Consider the following 17,397-nt stretch of genomic DNA (forward strand, 5'->3'; position numbering starts at 1 on the left):
GCACCGTATCAGGGCGTTTCTTCGCTGCGTTCATGGGACAACTCGAGCGCAGCGCGATCGGTCCACTCTTCACTGAGTTCCGCCTTGACCGAGACGCCCAGTTCCTTGAACTCATTGACCTGCTTGACCAGGTTGCCGCGTCCGTCGACCAGCTGGTCCCGGGCCTTGCGATAGGCCTGCGAGGCCTTGTCCAGACTGCTTTCAATGCCGTCCATGCTGGACAGAAAGGTGCGCAGCTTGTCGTGGATCTTGCCGGCGCGGTCGGCCAGCTCCGCAGTGTGCCGGTTCTGGTCTTCAAAGCGCCACAACTGACGCACGATATTCAGACTGGTCAGCAACGTGGTCGGGGTTGCCACCAGCACATTCTGCTCAATCGCCTTCTGGAACAGGCTCTCATCCGCCTTTAGTGCCTCAACAAAGGCTGACTCGATAGGGATGAACATAAACACCATCTCCGGCGCATTCAGCCCCGGCAGCTCAAAGTAGTTGCGATCCGACAGCTCACGAATACGGTCGCTGACCGACTGCACGTGCTCGCTCAGGGCAATGCGCCGTTCGGCCTCGTCCTCACTGTTGATATAACGGGTGTAGGCGTTGAGCGACACCTTGGCATCGATGATCAGGTGCTTGTCCTGCGGCAGATACACCAGCACGTCCGGGCGCTGGCGCTTGCCCTCGGCGTTGTTGATACTGACCTCGCGCTGAAAGTCCTTGCCGGCGCGCAGCCCGGAGCGTTCCAGCACGTTCTCGAGAATCAGCTCACCCCAGTTGCCCTGAGTCTTTTTCTGGCCGCGCAGCGCGGTGCTGAGATCATGCGCTTCCTGGGTAATCTGACGGTTCAGCTCCTTGAGATGATTGAGCTCTGCCGCCAGGGTGGCCTGCTGCTGGGTGTCCTTGTGGTGGATATCCTCGACCTTGGCGCGGAACTGGTCGATCTGCTCACGGAAGGGTTTCAGCAGCGCATCCAGTGACTGCTGACTGGTCTGGGAAAAGGCCTGCCCCTTGGCTTCGAAGATCTTGCCCGCCAGCTGCTCGAATTCCATCTTCAGCTGCTCACGGCTGTCCTTGAGCAGTTGCTGTTGCTCGGCAAAGTGCTGCTGCCGTTGTTCCAACGAGCTTTCCAGGGTCGAGTGACGAACCTTCAGATCTTCATACTCACCCTGCACCGCATCCAAACGGCTCTGCAGGCGCTGACGCTCGGCACGCAGCTCCTCCAGCTGGCGTCCCTGCTCTGTGCCCAGCGTTTGTGCACGCTCAGCCTGAAGTTGCCATTGCTGCTGCTGGGCCTGCTGTTCGCTGAGCCTTGATTGCAGGATCTGCTGTTGCGCACGCAACTCGGCCAGCGACTCCTGAAGGTGATCGATGCGGGTCAGCTGGGCAGCGCGCTCACTGCCCTGCTGATGCAGCTCCAACTGGGCCTGCTGCGCGGTAATCTGCGCCTCCCCAAGCTGCGCCTGCACCTCGGCAAGCTGCTCCTGCAGCGCGCTGCTGCGGCGCATCAACAGCCAGGCAGTGAGCCCCCAGCCAGCCAGCAATGCGAGGGAAAGCACAGGTAACAACAGAGTCAGATCAAGCGCGGGCATGCAATTCTCCTTTAACTGCCGCCATTATCCCTGCGCGCGCACTGGAATGTAACCGCCTTAGCGGCTACGCAGCGACCCCAGCAGCCCGCGCACAATCTGTCGACCAAGCTGAGTGCCGATGGAACGCATGGCGCTGCGGCCAAACGACGTGATCATGTCCGTCACTTCATCGGCCATGCTTTTTTCACGCCGGCTGCGCGTGGTGCCCTGCTTGCGCGTTTCCGGCTTTTCTTCTGACAGCGAACGCGCGGCCTGCTGTTGCAGCAATTCATAGGCAGACTCGCGATCAACCGGCTCGTCGTACACTCCCTTGAGCGGTGAGGCGACGAGCATGGCCGCGCGCTCGGCGTCCGTAATCGGCCCCATCTGGCTGTCCGGCGGTCGCACCCAGATCTGCTGCACGATGGCCGGCGAGCCTTTTTCATCCAGCACGGAGACCAGCGCCTCACCCACGCCCAGAGCGGTGATCACGGCTTCGGTATCCAGATCCGGGTTAGTGCGGAAAGTCTGGGCCGCAGCACGGACTGCTTTCTGGTCTCGCGGAGTAAACGCGCGCAGCGCGTGCTGCACCCGGTTGCCTAGCTGCGCCAGCACGGTATCCGCCAGATCCAGCGGGCTCTGGGTTACAAAATACACACCCACCCCCTTGGAGCGGATCAGCCGCACGACCTGTTCAATCCGATCCAGCAGCGCCTTGGGGGTGTCATTAAACAGCAGGTGCGCCTCATCGAAGAACAGCACAAACCGGGGCTTGTCGGCATCACCAACCTCCGGCAGTTGCTCAAACAGCTCGGACAGCAGCCACAGAAGGACACAGGCATAGCCGAGCGGGCTCTCTCGATACAGGCGCTCGGCATGCAGGATATTGACCACGCCCTGACCGTGCTCGTCGACCTGGAGAAAGTCATCCAGCGAGACGGCCGGCTCGCCAAACAAAGGCTCCCCGCCCTGCTGTTCCAGACGCAGCAACGAGCGCTGGATAGCGCCGACGCTGGCCGGTGAAATATTGCCGTAACGCGGCCCCAGTTCGGCACGGTGCTCGTGGACATGATTAAGCATCGCTCGCAAGTCTTTCATGTCGAGCAACAGCCAGCCCTGATCATCAGCGACCCGAAACAGAATATCGATGATGCCGCTCTGGGTTTCATTCAGCCCCAACAACCGCGACAGCAGTTGCGGGCCAAGCTCGGAAATCGTAAGGCGCAGCGGATGCCCCTTCTCGCCATACACATCCCAAAACACCACCGGCGCAGCCTTTGGCTCCAGCGCCTCAATACCTACACGCAGGGCGCGCTGCTGCAGCTTTTCCGATACCACACCCGGTTTCGCGATGCCCGAGAAGTCGCCCTTGATATCGGGCACCAGCACCGGGACACCCAGTTGCGAAAAGGCCTGCGCCAACACCTGCAGCGTAATGGTCTTTCCGGTGCCGGTCGCGCCCGCAATCAACCCGTGACGATTGGCCATGCGCGGCTCAATCGCCACGCCGCCAGCCTGATTGCCACCTATCAGCAGCGGGGAAATAGTCATCAGCCTCTCTCCTGGTAACCGGGACGGACGCCCCGCAGGCATTATGAACCAGGTCGCCAGCGACGCAAGCTGACCTACCCGTTGCTGGCCGAACGCACCTCGCTCCACGCCCCATCACCCCCCATTAGGGGGGGTATAAACACGAAACCTATCGGACTACATTGAGATCCTGCGGCAGAACGGCGTCCCGTCACTGCTGCGAGCCTGGGATCCTCAATAACAACAAGCGCCCGGCGCGAGGACAACATGAAGAACATAACAACAAGAACGTTTCTGACCTGCAGCCTCAAACCCATGGTTGTCGCCATCGCAATGGCTTCCGCACTGCCTGCGCATGCGGTGCGATTCGACATCGGTGAAATCGAAGGCCAATTCGACTCCAGCATTTCCATAGGCTCCAGCTGGGCAACCGCCAGCCCGGACAAGGACCTGATCTGGGCCAACAACGGTGGCAACGCCAACGCCGCCAACACCGACGACAATCGCCTGAACTTCGACAAGGGCGATGCCTTCTCGACCATTTTCAAAGGCATCCACGACCTGTCATTGCAATACGGCAGCACCGGCGTCTTCCTGCGCGGCAAATACTGGTACGACTTCGAGCTTAAGGACGGGCACCAGGATCTGTACGACATCGACGATGACAATCGCAAGACCGCAGCCCAGGCCTCCGGCGTACAGCTGCTCGATGCGTTCCTCTACCACAACTACGCCATTGGCGACATGCCTGGCTCGGTCCGCATCGGCAGGCAGGTGGTGAGCTGGGGTGAAAGTACCTTCATTCAGAATGGCATCAACAGCATCAACCCGATCGACGCGGCCGCCTTCCGTCGACCCGGCGCGGAGATCAAGGAAGGCCTTATTCCGGTCAACATGCTCTACCTGTCCCAGAGCCTGACTGAAAATCTCGGGATGGAAGCCTTCTACCAGTTGGAGTGGGATCAGACGGTCATCGACAACTGCGGTACCTTCTTCGCGCCGAGCGATACCCTGGCTGACGGTTGCTACCAGGTCGGCGTTGGGGGAAGCCAAAACGGTGCCAACGGCGATCCAACCTTTGTCTATGTACCGCGCGCCGGCGACGTAGACGCCAGGGACGACGGACAATTTGGCGTATCGTTCCGCTACTACGCCGAGCAGCTGAATCAGACCGAGTTCGGCCTGTACTTCATGAACATTCACAGCCGCCTGCCAACCTATAACACTATCGCAGCTGGCGGCCAGACGGTCATTGGTGCAGAGCCCAATTCCCAGACCGGGCAAGTTGACGTGGCCCTGTTGGGTAATTATTTCCTCGCCTACCCGGAGGACATCCGGATCTACGGTGTCAGCTTCCAGACCAACGTTGGCGGTACTGCGCTGTCCGGCGAGCTCAGCTACCGACCAAACCAGCCAGTCCAGATCAGCTCCAACGATCTGACCGGTGCAGCCCTCGGTAATGCCGTTACGCCGCTGAACACCAGTGGCCAAGTGCCCGGAGCTGTTCTCGGCGTAGCCATTCCCCCCGGCACCATCATTCAGGGCTACAAGCGCTTGCCGGTCACCCAGGCGCAGGTTACGGCGGTCCGTATCTTTGACAACATCCTCGGCGCACGCAGCATGACCGTCATTGGCGAGGTTGGTTACAACCATGTCAGCGGCATCAAGAAAGGCCTGGATGAACTGCGCTACGGCCGTGACTCACTATATGGCTCCGGGCCGTTGCCATTTGGAGCGTGCGAGGGCGCACTTAACACAGCCAACCCGTCCGACTGTACCTACGACGGCTTCTACACCAGCAGCTCCTGGGGCTATCGCGCACTGGTCAACATGGAATACGAAGGCTTCGCGGGGGTGGCACTCAAGCCCAGCTTCGCGTTTTCACACGATGTTGACGGCACCGGTCCGAACTTTGTTGAGGGCTCCATGGCCGCCAGCGTCGGCCTGACCGGGGTGTACAACAACAAGTACAACGCCAGCATCAACTACACCAACTTCTTCGGTGGCGACTATAACCCGAACACTGACCGCGACTTCGTGGCTCTAAGCGTCGGCGTTAACTTCTAATAAGAAACGGAGCAAGCGATGAAACAGATTCACAAACGATCCCTGCAGATACTCGGCGGCGCCATGCTCAGCGCCTTGGCGCTGTCTGTCAGCGCAGCCGTCTCTCCGGAAGAGGCTGCCAAGCTGCAAACCACCCTGACCCCGATGGGCGCCGAACGTGCCGGCAACGCTAGTGGCACCATTCCCGCCTGGACCGGCGGCATGGCAACCGATGCGGCGCCGGTCGACGCCGACGGCTTTTTTGGTGACCCCTTCGCTGGCGAGCAGCCGCAATACACCATCACTGCGGCGAACATGGATCAGTATGCGGACATGCTGACCGAAGGCCAGAAGGCCATGCTCAGACGCTACCCCGATACCTATCGCATGCGGGTCTTCCAGACCAACCGCAGCGCTACCGTGCCGCAAGAGGTGTTTGACGCGGTCGCCCGCAACGCCGTCAATACACAACTGGCCGAGGGCGGAAACGGCCTGGAAAACTTCGACACGGCCTATCCTTTCCCGATTCCGCAAAACGGTGTTGAGGTTATCTGGAACCACATCACCCGCTATCGCGGTGGCAGCTTTACCCGCGTTATCGCGCAGGCAACCCCGCAGGCCAATGGCTCGAACACCATGGTGATTCTGCAGGACGCATTCAGCTTTGCGACTGCGCTGACCGATTACGGCCCGAAGATCTCCGATAACCTGATGTTCTACTTCACCCAGCGCATCCTGTCGCCCTCACGCCTGGCCGGTGACGTGCTGCTGGTGCACGAGAACATCAACCAGTTCAAGGAGCCGCGCGCCGCATGGATCTACAACGCCGGCCAACGTCGCGTTCGTCGCGCGCCTCAGGTGGCTTACGACGGCCCGGCCTTCAGTGCAGATGGCACCCGGGTCTCCGATAACTACGACCTGTATAACGGCTCACCAGACCGTTACGACTGGAAACTGGTTGGCAAGCGTGAACTGCTGATCCCGTACAACAACTTCGCTCTTGCCTCACGCGAGTTGAAGTACGATGACATCATCCAGGCGGGCCATATCAACCAGGATCTGGTGCGCTACGAAGTGCACCGCGTCTGGGAAGTGGAAGCCACCCTCAAGGAAGGCCAGCGTCACGTCTACGCCAAGCGCCACTTCTTTATCGACGAGGATAACTGGCAAGCTGGCGCTATCGACCACTACGATGGCCGCGGGGGATTGTGGCGCGTAGCAGAAGCGATGGCCCTGCAACGCTTCGATCTGAAAATCCCCGGATACGCTCTGGAAACGCTGTACGATCTGCAGAACGGACGCTACATGGCGCTGGGCATGACCAACGAAGAACGCAAGAACTACGACTTCAGCTTCAAGGCGTCGTCTGCCGACTTCACTCCCAACGCACTGCGCGCCTCGGGTATCCGCTGATACCCACCCTCTCCCCCTGTCGTTTCCGCTGCTCCGGGCGACAGGGGCCTCCTCTCGGAGCTGCAAGCCGCCAGTTTCAAGCGGCAAGCTGACCATCTCCACCACACCGCTCCTGCTGCCAGCCACCGCTGCCGGCTTTTTGCTTTTGCTTTTGCTTTTGCTTTTACTTGCAGCTTGCAGCTTGCAGCTTGCAGCTTGCAGCTTGCCGCTTGGGTTTATAGCTTGTGGCCGCTACGCCTGCTGCACCATCACCGCAGCCTGGGCGCGATTGTCGACCTTGAGTTTGGCGAAGATGTTCTTCATGTGTGACTTGATCGTCTCGGGTGTGACGTTGAGATCACGCGCTATCTGCTTGTTCGACTTGCCTTCGGCCACCAACTGAATAACCTGCCGCTCCTTGACGGTCAGCGTCAGCAACGCACCGCTTCCACCGCCTTCCTCCTCCGGCGTATCCAGCCCAAGCATGTCGGCAAGCTGAAGCTGCAGATCAGGCGGGCAGTAACGCGCGAACAAAGCGCCAATATCATGCCCGGGCAGGTCGCCAAGCAGACTTACCATTCCTGTGTCCCTGACAATACCAACGACCGACTCCAGCAGCGCAGCGGCACTGGCGACACCGCGCTCGCGGCTCAACAGCACGCCAGTAACGATGCCCAGTTCAACGTAATACATCCAGATCTCGCTGGTGCGCATTTGCTGCAGCATCGCCAGCGCCTCATCAAGCACTGCGGAATCACAACGTTCCAGATCCAGTGCCAGCCAAAGGCGGGACAATAATGCAAAGTAGGCTCGATCAACCCATTGATCGGGCCAATCGAGCCGCGCAAGTTGCTGCAGCATGGCACTGCAGACATTGGCCTCACGCGGCTTGCGCTCAATCAGGTGCAGTCTGACCCGCTCCAGCAGCGCACGCGCCTGCAGCCTGGGCCAGCGACGCTCCAATGCCAGCGACTCAAGCTCATCCAGCACCCGCCGAGCCTGGGCAAAACGCGACTGATGAGCCAGCAGCCGAACCTGCGTCATGCAGGCAAATGCGGTGCATTCGATAAAGCTGCCGGTCTTGATGTAAGGCAACGCCTCCTGCAGCTTTATGTCTGCTTCTGCATACTCTGCGCGCAGGTAATGACCGAAGGCTCCCAACCCCTTGGGCAATGCCGTCAATACCGGATTGGGCCGACGCAAATCCGGGGCGAACAACTCGTCGGCCTGTTCCAGCAGTCCGTCCAGCGTCGCCATGCCCTGAACGATGCGTCCTTGATAGAACTCACTCAGGGCATACAGCGATTTGCGGTAGCACTCATGCAGGAAGTAGCCACCATTTCCCTGCTGCAGCAGTTGGGTCGGTGGCAATGCGTATAACTGGTCCCAGCGGCAGGCGCGCATGTGCGCGCCACAGAGGATATTGAGCAACACGTTGCGAGCCCACGGGCTGCCAAGGCCTGACCTGATGCAGGCATCGGCAACCGGCGCCGCCAGTCCATAGCGATCGTCGAGCGCCCAGAGCATGGCCTTGATCGCTTGTACTTCCCAATGCAGCGCCGCCGCGTCCTCTCCCGGCTCAAGCTGCTGAATCTCTGCCTCCAGCTCCTCGGCAATACGCATGGCCGACGCGTATTCCAGCGCCAGCCCCATGGCCCACGCACGGGTTACCTTGAGTGCCAGCGAGCTGTTACCCGACTGCATCTTCCAGCGTTTTTCCATCAGTACCAGGGTGCTGAAGTCACCCTGTTCCATCAGGGTGGTAGCACATTCCTGAATCCATTCTCGCAGTTGCTCCACATCACCGCTCAACATCCCAAGCTGGATCGCATCAAACCAGAGCTGGCGCTCGGCGAACCATCGGGCTGCGCCAAGCAGGAACTGCCGCGCCGCAACGTCATCCCGGGCCAGACAGGCGCTGCGCAGATGCTCGCGAAATAACGGGTGCAGGCTGAACCAGCTGTCCTGCTCGTCCAGCACATTGAGGAATAATTGACGTCGCCGCAAAAGCTGCAGGAGCGCCTCTGCCGCAGAGTCGCCCAGCAGGCTGCGCAGCAACGGCAGGCTGAACTTCTCCAGCAGCCCAACCGAGCAGAGCGCTCGACAGGTATCGACATCCAGCTGGCCCAGCAACTCGTCAAACAGATTGCTGATACTGCGTGGCATGTGTCGCCCGGCAACCGGTGGCGGTGCAAGCAGGTAAGCGCGCAAAGCCGCGATCCAGCCATCAGAGGCCTGCTGGATGCTGCACAGGTCGCCGCCCTGTTCCGGCTGCAGCCCGCCCTTGCGCAGCAGGTCGCGGGTTTCATCAGCGTCGAACCGCAGCAGCGCCACGTCGATATCCAGTCGATCATCGGCGTAACAATGCTCGACAATCGCCTCCGGCAAATCCTTGCGGCCGATGAATACCAGATGAACATGCTCGGGAGCCCGCTGAACCAGAAAACGCAGCGCCTCAATCAGCACGTCATCGCCAATGCAGTGGTAATCATCGAAAAAGATCGTAAGCGGCTGCGCACTCTGCTCCAGGTCGGCGAGCAACAGGCTTGCCAGTGACTGCGCACTGCCTGCCGACGGGCTCACGGCCCGCGCAAGGCAGCTGCAGGCAACCGAAGGAAGCACATGATTGATGGCAGCACAAAGGTAATACAACAGACGGTGGGCGTTGTTGTCATCGGCATCCAGCGACAACCAGGCAACACCCTGACCCAAACTGGAGAGACGCTCGGCCCAAATGCCGGCGAGCGTGGTTTTCCCGTACCCCGGTGGCGCTTCGACAATGGCGACGCGACGCTCGGTCAGTCGCTCGGCAAGCTGCTCAAGACGTGGACGAGGAAGAACGCCTCGGCCACGACGCGGTGGGGTGATTTTGGTCGTCAGCAACACCGGTAGATCGTTGCCCCCGTCCTGCCCGGGGGAGGATTGCGGAGCAATCCATTCCACGCGATTCCTGTTCATGAATTCGATCCATGCCGAGCACGGGCTGCCTGCGACAGCCTCTTTTTGTTATTCCACTACCTACCCTAGCAGAGCGGCAGCACAGCGCACGGCAACAGCGCCAAGAGAAGGGGTGACCGCCATTGCCGGCCACCCCATCATACGAACGGCACTGTTTAGAGTAAATACTCAATCAGCATCACCAGTCACAGACTGAACGCCAACAGCTCACTCGGTTTCGACCTGAGTGGTGGACAAGGCACTCTCGTATTCACGCTGCATGACGTACAGCTTGATCTGGCGGGCCTGCTCTGCTGACAGGCTGTCCGCAAACGAGGCCATACCCTTGCCGCTGAACGCACCCTGCAAAACGATGGCTTCCCAGGCCTCGCGAACGGCGTCGGAAGAATGACGCAGATCCGGGATGACGCCGCCGCCAACTGCTCCAGCGCCGTGACAGACCATGCAGTAAGTGGCATACAGGTCTGCCCCTGCGCTGATGTCAGTGGCGGCAGCGACCACCGGCTGCGGGACCCGATCGACCTGCTGCTGCAGCGGTGCCGGCGACAACGCGGCCTTGCCACCCAGCTTGAACACCAGCATGCGACTGACGTTCTGCGTGCCGACAGCAACGGCTGCATCGCCACCAAACAGCGCCGCAGCGCCGCCCCATCCTGCCATCAGGGCAATGTACTGTTCGCCGTTGTGACGATAGGTCATGGGCGCGGCAATGACGCCGGTCTGTGTAGAAAATTGCCAAAGCGGCTGCCCCGCGTCCGCACTGTAGGCCTCAAGTTGACCTGCCGAGGTACCCTGAAAAACCAGATTACCTGCGGTCACCAGAGTGCCACCGTTCCAATGGTTGGGCCGCTCCACCCGCCAGGCTGGTGCCTGCTTGACCGGGTCCCAGGCAATCAGGGCACCGGTTGCATACTCGCGCGGAAGCCCCCGGTTTTCCAGGCCGGCTCCGGTGTTGAAGGCATTACGTACAACGAAGTTTCCGCCCTCGTTGGCATAGGTCGCAGGTATCTCCTGATAGGGCAGATACACCAGTCCGGTGAGCGGGCTATAGGACATCGAATGCCAGTTGTGTGCGCCGAAAGGGCTTGGCCAGATCAGTGCCGGCTCGGTTTCGTAACGCGCATTTGGCGCCTCGACAGGACGCCCGGTTGCCATGTCAATACGCTCTGCCCAGGTCACCTTGCCGAACTTCTCGGCAGACAGCAGCTCTCCGGTCGCCCGGTCAAGCACATAGAAAAAGCCGTTCTTCGGGGCCTGCATGATGACCTGACGCGGCTTGCCGTCGATCTCCAACTCGGCAAGGGTCAATTGCTGGGTTGCGGTATAGTCCCAGCTATCCCCCGGGGTAGTCTGATAGTGCCATACCAGCTCGCCTGTCTCGGGGCGCAGGGCCAGGATGGATGACAGATACAGATTGTCGCCGCCGCCAGGGCTGCGAACCTCGCGATTCCACGGAGAGCCATTGCCGGTACCCACATACAACAGATTCAATGCCGGATCATAGGCCATGCTGTCCCAGGCGGTGCCGCCGCCACCGAGATCCCAGCGGGTTCTCTCGCTCCAGGTCGGCAGCGCCTTTTCCAGCGCAGGCGAGGCTTGCGGCCCCTGGGCCGGGTCTGCCGGTACGGTGTAGAAACGCCAGCGCATTTCACCGGTCGCCGCATCATAGGCCGAGAAATAGCCGCGCACACCAAACTCGGCGCCACCGTTGCCGATCAGGACCATATCCTTGAGTACACGGGGCGCGCCGGTAATGGTGTAGGGCTTCTCCCTGTCGACTGTTTCCCGGGTCCAGACCGGCTTACCGGTTTTGGCGTCCAACGCAATCAGCCTGCCGTCGAGCGTACCGACGTATACCTTGCCCTTCCACAGTGCGACGCCGCGATTGACCGCGTCACAGCATGCCTGCCGCCCCCGTGCACGGTCTACGCCCGGATCATAGCTCCACAGAATGCTGCCGGTCTCGGCATCCACCGCCATTACTCGACTCCAGGAGAGCGACGTGTACAGCACGCCATCGTGATACAGCGGTGTCGCTTCCAGCCCGCGGGTATTGTCCAGATCAATGGACCACGCCAGCCCAAGCTGATCAACATTGCCGGTGTTGATCTGCTGCAGCGGGCTGAAGCGCTGCTGCGACCAGGTCCGATCATAGCTCAACCACTCGCTGCCATCGGTTTCTACCGTCAGCATCGCGGCGTTATCCACTGTAACCGCCGGTGCGGCAGTCGCCAGCACACATAATGACGCCACCAGGGGAAAGGCAATCAACTTCTTCATGGGCATGACTCTTCTGTTGTCGTTATTGTTGTCGTAGATCTGTTTATTGACGTTCAGACGGCATCGGCAGCGAACTGGCGAATCGCATCGGCAACCTGTGCCGGCTGCTCCAGCGCCAGCGAGTGACCGGCCGCCGAAATCACCCTGCACTGCCCGCGCCCACTGCGTTCGACTATCTGCTCGGATAGCGCCGTGCTGTAGGCATGGTCTTCAGCGCCAGCCAGGACCAGTAGCGGCACACGCAGGCCGGCAAGTTCATCGAGTACGGAGGCGCGATGGATGACCTCCCTGGCAGCCACGCCGATATCCGGCCCCAACTTGCGCATATGCGTACGCCACCGGGCGCACAGCGCCGCGTGCTCGGGGCTGCGCAGGGTCTGATCCCCGAACATGATGTACATCAGGGTATCGACCTGATCGGCTGCACCTTCGGCAGCCAGCTGATTGACCAGCGGTTCGAACTCGGCCAGTTGATGCTCCCGATCGGCGCTGCTGCCCATCACTATGCACCCCGCCAGACGTTCCGGATAACGGGCAGCAAGGCGCAGCACAACGAAGCCCCCCATGGAGTTGCCTGCAACGTAACAGGGCGCAAGGTCAAGAAGATCGATGAGAGCTGCCACATCCTCGGTGAGCGAATCCATGTCGAGCGACCCGCCGCGACTACTCAAACCCTGACCACGGTGATCGTAAGCAATGATCTCGAAATACGGGTGCAGCAACTCGATCAGCGGCTCAAACATCCGCCAGTCAAAAAACAGCGAATGGCTCAGAACCAGAACCGGCTTGCCCGGCTGGGGGAAGCGCTCGAAGTGCAGACGAACGTTATTTACCGTCAGGTAAGCCATGAACAGACCCCGCGTTGAATGTCGGAGCCTGATGCTAGGGTCAGGAACCCTGCAGGTTCAGCCCCCCTGTTGGGGGATATGGGGAGGATGAATGGATGGCTACAGCGGCTAGCCGCAAGCCACAAGCTTCAAGCAAAAACAAGCTGGAAGCCAGGAGTTTGCGTTTGTGGTTGAGGAAAGAGCAAGACCTTACCGCCTGTTGCGCGGCAGACCCTGACTTGCAGCTCGGGCAGCACCCGATGGAAGCCAAGCTGCCACACCAAACCCAGGCTTCTGGCTTCTGGCTTGAAGCTTGCGGCTTGCGGCTTGTGGCTTGTGGCTTGTGGCTTTCAGGTCAAAAAAACGCGCCCCGAAGGGCGCGCTTTTCAGACACTGCGAGCGGGTTTGATCAACCGCACTTGCTGTCGCCGCAGGCCAGGCAGGTCAGGCAGCCGTCCATCTGGATCGCGGCCTTGGTGTGGCACTTGCCGCACATCTGCGAACCTTCAGGATAGGCGTTGGCGCTGTCGTCGCAGTCGGCTTCGGTCTGCGCCTGGGGCTTGAGATTGGCGAACTCGGCGCGCTTCTGCTCAAGGTACGCCTGCTGGTGATCATCCATCTCGTCCTTGATCATGCCGATGCGCTTGAGGTGCTGGTCCAGCACGTCGCCGATTTCAGCGACAAGCGAGGGGCTCCAGCGGCCACCGCGCTTCATATAACCACCCTTGGGGTCAAACACGCTGCGCAATTCTTCAACCAGGAAGGTGCAGTCACCACCCTTGCGGAACACAGCAGAGATAATCAGCGTCAGGGCTGAAATCCACTGATAGTGTTCCATGTTCTTCGAGTTGATGAAGATTTCGAAGGGACGACGACTCTCGTGGTCGCTGCCGGAGTTGAGCACGACGTCATTGATGGTGACATAGATCGCGTGCTCCGAGGTCGGAGTCTTGATCTTGTAGGTCGAGCCCTCAAGAAACTCGGGGCGCTTGAGCTTCTCGTGCATTTCCTCGATCGCCGGAGCAGCCTTGGCTTCCGGGGCCTTGGCCGGTTCATCGGGTTTGACTACAGCATAGTCGACAATCTTGCTGTTAATCTTCAGTGCCATGTCTTTCACTTCCTCGCCACGCCTGGGCGCGGCCGGTTCATCAGGTTTGCGAACTACCGGGTGCCGCCGCAGCGGCACGGGTTCAGAATTTGCCGTAGTAGCCTTCTTTCAGGGCGTCATACAGGTTGGCGGCGGTGTGCAGCTCGCCATCATACTCGATCTCGTCGCCACCCTTGGCTTCGATGAAGGTGCCATCGTCCAGCTTGAAGCGGTAGGTGGTGTTGGCCAGATCCTGTTCCTTGACCAGTACGCCCTGGAATGCTTCCGGGTTGAAACGGAAGGTCGTGCAACCCTTCAGCCCCTTGTGGAAGGCGTACATGTAGATGTCCTTGAAGGACTCATACGGGTAGTCGGTCGGCACGTTCGCCGTCTTGGAGATCGACGAGTCAATCCACTTCTGGGCCGCGGCCTGGACGTCAACGTGCTGAGTCGGGGACACGTCATCAGCGGCGATGAAGTACTCCGGCAGGTTGCGCGACTCGGCGTCCATGCTCGGCAGCGCATCAGCATTGATGAAATGACGGTACGCCAGCAGTTCAAAGCTGAACACGTCAACTTTCTCTTTCGACTTCTTGCCTTCGCGGATCACATTGCGGAAATAGTGGTGCGCGAAGCTCGGCTCGATACCGTTGGAAGCATTATTGGCCAGCGACAGCGAGATAGTACCGGTCGGTGCGATAGAGCTGTGGTGAGTAAAGCGCGAACCTTTCTCGGCCAGTGCAGCGGCCAGCTCGGCATCTTCGCCTGCCACCTGCTGCATATAGCGGCTGTACTTGGCCCACAGCACCTTGCCAGCGACCTTGTCACCAGCCTTGATACCGTCAGCAACCATTTCCGGACGCTTGGCCAGCATCGCCTCGGTCACCACAAACTCTTCGTCCATGATCGGCGCGGCGCCCTTTTCTTCTGCCAGCGCCAGACCGGTACGCCAGCCCTGCATGGCCATCTCGCGGGACACCTGCTCGGTGAACTCGAGGGAGGCGGCCTCACCGTATTTCATGCGCAGCATGGTCATGGCCGAGCCAAGGCCCAGGAAGCCCATACCGTGACGGCGCTTGCGGTAGATCTCGTTGCGCTGCTGCTCCAGCGGCAGGCCGTTGATCTCGACCACGTTGTCCAGCATACGGGTGAAGATGTCGACAACGCGACGGTACTCGTCCCAGTCAAACCGGGCCTTTTCAGTGAACGGATCACGAACGAACAGCGTCAGGTTGATCGAACCCAGCAGGCAGGCGCCATAGGGCGGCAGCGGCTGTTCACCACAGGGGTTGGTTGCGCGAATCTCCTCGCAGAACCAGTTGTTGTTCATCTCGTTGACACGGTCAATCAGGATGAAGCCAGGCTCGGCGAAGTCGTAGGTGGAACTCATGATCATGTCCCAGATACGACGCGCTTTCATGGTGCGGAAGATACGGCAGGCAACCAGGCCATCCGCGCGGCTGACATAGCGCTCGTTGCTCGGCCACTCGCGCCAGATCACCTGTTCCGCATCGTTGACGTCAACGCCATCGGCTTCCATCTCGGCCTGATTCAGCGGGAACGCCAGCTGCCAGTCGGCATCGGCCTCAACCGCCTTCATGAACTCTTCAGTGATCAGCAATGACAGGTTGAACTGGCGCAGACGGCCGCCTTCACGCTTGGCGCGAATAAAGTCCATCACGTCCGGATGACCGACATCGAATGTCGCCATCTGGGCTCCACGACGGCCACCGGCAGAGGATACGGTGAAGCACATCTTGTCGTAGATATCCATAAACGACAGCGGGCCGGAGGTATAGGCACCGGCGCCGGAGACGTAGGCGCCCTTCGGCCGCAGGGTGGAGAACTCGTAACCGATACCGCAACCGGCCTTGAGAGTCAGACCGGCTTCGTGCAGCTTGGCGAGAATGTCATCCATCGAATCGCCGATGGTCGCCGACACGGTGCAGTTGATCGTCGAGGTCGCCGGTTTGTGCTCAAGTGCCCCGGCGTTGGAGGTAATACGGCCAGCCGGAATCGCGCCGTGACGCAGTGCCCAAAGAAACTTTTCGTACCACTCCTCGCGCAGCTCCGGTGCTTCCACCTCGGACAGGGCACGAGCGACACGCTGAAACGTCTCGTCAACCGACTTGTCGATGGCCTTGCCATCCTTGGTCTTGAGGCGGTATTTGGTATCCCAAATGTCTTCTGACGCGGGCTGCAAAGGGATGCTGGTCACCACATTATGCAGGCGCTGCACCTTGGCTGTTTGACTCATTTCTGTCTCCTGAAAACGCGACCTGAACCACCATCTAGGGCTTGACGCAAAGGCTTTTGACCTGTACGCATCCCGGCCGACAAAACACTATTTGTTGTGCATTCCGGGCAATGCTAGACCCACATATGGTAAATATCAACATCAAAAAAACACGCTTTTTTGTGTTTTCCGGGTTGACAATCAGGCAGAGCGTTAACAACAGGAGAGTGCTGTCCCGGCGTGCCCTGTACTGGCACGCCGGCGCATATCGCGCACCTAATCGGCGCCGTCTATCGGAAAGAAGCCGCCACCACTCCAGACGCCGATTCGCTGTACACCTGCGACTTCGGCCTCGACCGCCAGGTCGGCCAATTCGTAGAACACCGTGCGACTTACCAGTGCGTCCAGATTGGCGCGAACCCTGATATAGGGGGACGGCTCTCCGGATTGCGGATCAAGCTCAACGCGCAATGGATGCTCGTCATCAAGCGGGACCTCATCCTCGAGGCTGGTATGAAACAGCAGTTGCTGCTGCTCACCCTCGCCACTGACAGACAGGCGGACGGCGATAAAGGGCGCGTCGTCGACCTGGATCGCCCAGCGCTCCACCGGCGTTACCAGGTAGTAGCGCGCGTCTTGGTCAAGCCTGAGGATGGTTGAGAACAGCTGCGCCAGCGCCAGGCGCCGGATCGGTTCACCCTCGTGATACCAGGTGCCGTCACGGGCGATACGCATATCCATCTCGCCACTGAGCGGCGGATTCCACAAATGCACGGGCGCAGGCTCACGGCGCTGCAACTCTCCGCGCTGCGGCAGACTATTGAGCAGCGACTGCGGCGGCGGTGCACGATCGGACATCTTTCCTCCTGACCGGACGCCCTCAGCGTCCCAGCAGTTGACCGGTATAATCCTGCAGCGGCGGGCGCAGCAGGTCTTCGGGCGAGGCCTTGTAAAACTGCAGGAAGCCACCGCGTGTCTCGATACGGGCAAAATCGACCAGGTGGCGGGTGCCGACCTCCAGCAGCATCAGTTGCAGCACGCCCCGATCCAGCCCGAGATCACCCCTCTGGCCGGACTCTTCCCACTCTTCGATACTGCCCACGGCATCATCTGCTGCGGCAAACCGTGTGTAGAGCAGGTAGTCGTATCCGAAACTGCGAGCCTCGGCCAGCGCCTCCTCCAGCCCCAGCGGCTGCTGGGCACGGCGCACAACAGGAAAGACTTCGACGGCTGCGGCAAATGCTTCCTCGGCAACCACATTGGGACGGGCATAGGGATTGCCGACGGGCAAGAAATGCCCCTGGGCAATATAGAGTTTGGAGTCGGATTGAATAACCCAGGTGCTGCTGCGCTTGATGCGGTAATGGTTGAGCACGCCGGCATCACCCAGATAGTAGCCGGCCTGATCCTGCAGATCGGAGGGCTTCATGCAGCCCGACAGTAGCAACACTGCCAACAGCATCAATGCGTAGCGCATAG

At 60.1% G+C, this 17,397-nt stretch carries 11 protein-coding genes; 2 read left to right on the forward strand and 9 right to left on the reverse strand.

What is annotated here, in order from left to right:
• Positions 1-8: 8 nt before the first annotated feature.
• Together B7O88_RS08960 and B7O88_RS08965 are read right to left on the reverse strand one after the other, a co-directional pair.
• A complete protein-coding gene (locus B7O88_RS08960) occupies positions 9-1,583 on the reverse strand; it encodes a DNA recombination protein RmuC (RefSeq protein ID WP_088275347.1) in 1,575 nt (524 codons plus the stop codon).
• 57 nt (positions 1,584-1,640) lie between these two features.
• A complete protein-coding gene (locus B7O88_RS08965) occupies positions 1,641-3,113 on the reverse strand; it encodes a helicase HerA-like domain-containing protein (protein ID WP_088275349.1) in 1,473 nt (490 codons plus the stop codon).
• A gap of 246 nt (positions 3,114-3,359) precedes the next feature.
• Between B7O88_RS08965 and B7O88_RS08970 the strand changes: the two genes are divergently transcribed.
• Together B7O88_RS08970 and B7O88_RS08975 are read left to right on the forward strand one after the other, a co-directional pair.
• Entirely contained in the window at positions 3,360-5,159 is a 1,800-nt protein-coding gene (locus B7O88_RS08970) for a DUF1302 domain-containing protein (RefSeq protein ID WP_172409657.1), read from the forward strand.
• 18 nt (positions 5,160-5,177) lie between these two features.
• Positions 5,178-6,551: a DUF1329 domain-containing protein gene (locus B7O88_RS08975; RefSeq protein ID WP_235005753.1), complete on the forward strand. Its 1,374-nt coding sequence runs from the start codon at positions 5,178-5,180 to the stop codon at positions 6,549-6,551.
• Positions 6,552-6,782: 231 nt separating this feature from the next.
• On the opposite strand, the gene B7O88_RS08980 is transcribed toward B7O88_RS08975, so the two are convergent.
• The 7 genes from B7O88_RS08980 to B7O88_RS09010 all read right to left on the reverse strand — a co-directional run bounded on the left by B7O88_RS08980 (position 6,783) and on the right by B7O88_RS09010 (position 17,395).
• Entirely contained in the window at positions 6,783-9,488 is a 2,706-nt protein-coding gene (locus tag B7O88_RS08980) for a LuxR C-terminal-related transcriptional regulator (RefSeq protein WP_088275353.1), read from the reverse strand.
• Positions 9,489-9,695: 207 nt separating this feature from the next.
• Entirely contained in the window at positions 9,696-11,768 is a 2,073-nt protein-coding gene (locus B7O88_RS08985) for a PQQ-dependent dehydrogenase, methanol/ethanol family (RefSeq protein ID WP_235005754.1), read from the reverse strand.
• A gap of 53 nt (positions 11,769-11,821) precedes the next feature.
• Positions 11,822-12,616: an alpha/beta fold hydrolase gene (locus B7O88_RS08990; protein ID WP_088275357.1), complete on the reverse strand. Its 795-nt coding sequence runs from the start codon at positions 12,614-12,616 to the stop codon at positions 11,822-11,824.
• Positions 12,617-13,004: 388 nt separating this feature from the next.
• Positions 13,005-13,703 (reverse strand): TSCPD domain-containing protein, encoded by a 699-nt coding sequence (locus B7O88_RS08995; RefSeq protein WP_088275359.1) that lies wholly within the window; start codon positions 13,701-13,703, stop codon positions 13,005-13,007.
• A gap of 82 nt (positions 13,704-13,785) precedes the next feature.
• Entirely contained in the window at positions 13,786-15,939 is a 2,154-nt protein-coding gene (locus B7O88_RS09000; RefSeq protein WP_088275361.1) for an adenosylcobalamin-dependent ribonucleoside-diphosphate reductase, read from the reverse strand.
• A gap of 255 nt (positions 15,940-16,194) precedes the next feature.
• Positions 16,195-16,776 (reverse strand): DUF1285 domain-containing protein, encoded by a 582-nt coding sequence (locus tag B7O88_RS09005; protein ID WP_088275363.1) that lies wholly within the window; start codon positions 16,774-16,776, stop codon positions 16,195-16,197.
• Positions 16,777-16,798: 22 nt separating this feature from the next.
• The gene (locus B7O88_RS09010; protein WP_088275365.1) at positions 16,799-17,395 is read right to left on the reverse strand and encodes a DUF4823 domain-containing protein; all 597 of its coding nucleotides are present in this window, start codon (positions 17,393-17,395) and stop codon (positions 16,799-16,801) included.
• Between the last annotated feature and the right edge of the window lie 2 nt (positions 17,396-17,397).

Origin of the sequence: Halopseudomonas aestusnigri, assembly GCF_002197985.1 — a bacterium.
Classification (GTDB): Bacteria; Pseudomonadota; Gammaproteobacteria; order Pseudomonadales; family Pseudomonadaceae; genus Halopseudomonas; species Halopseudomonas aestusnigri.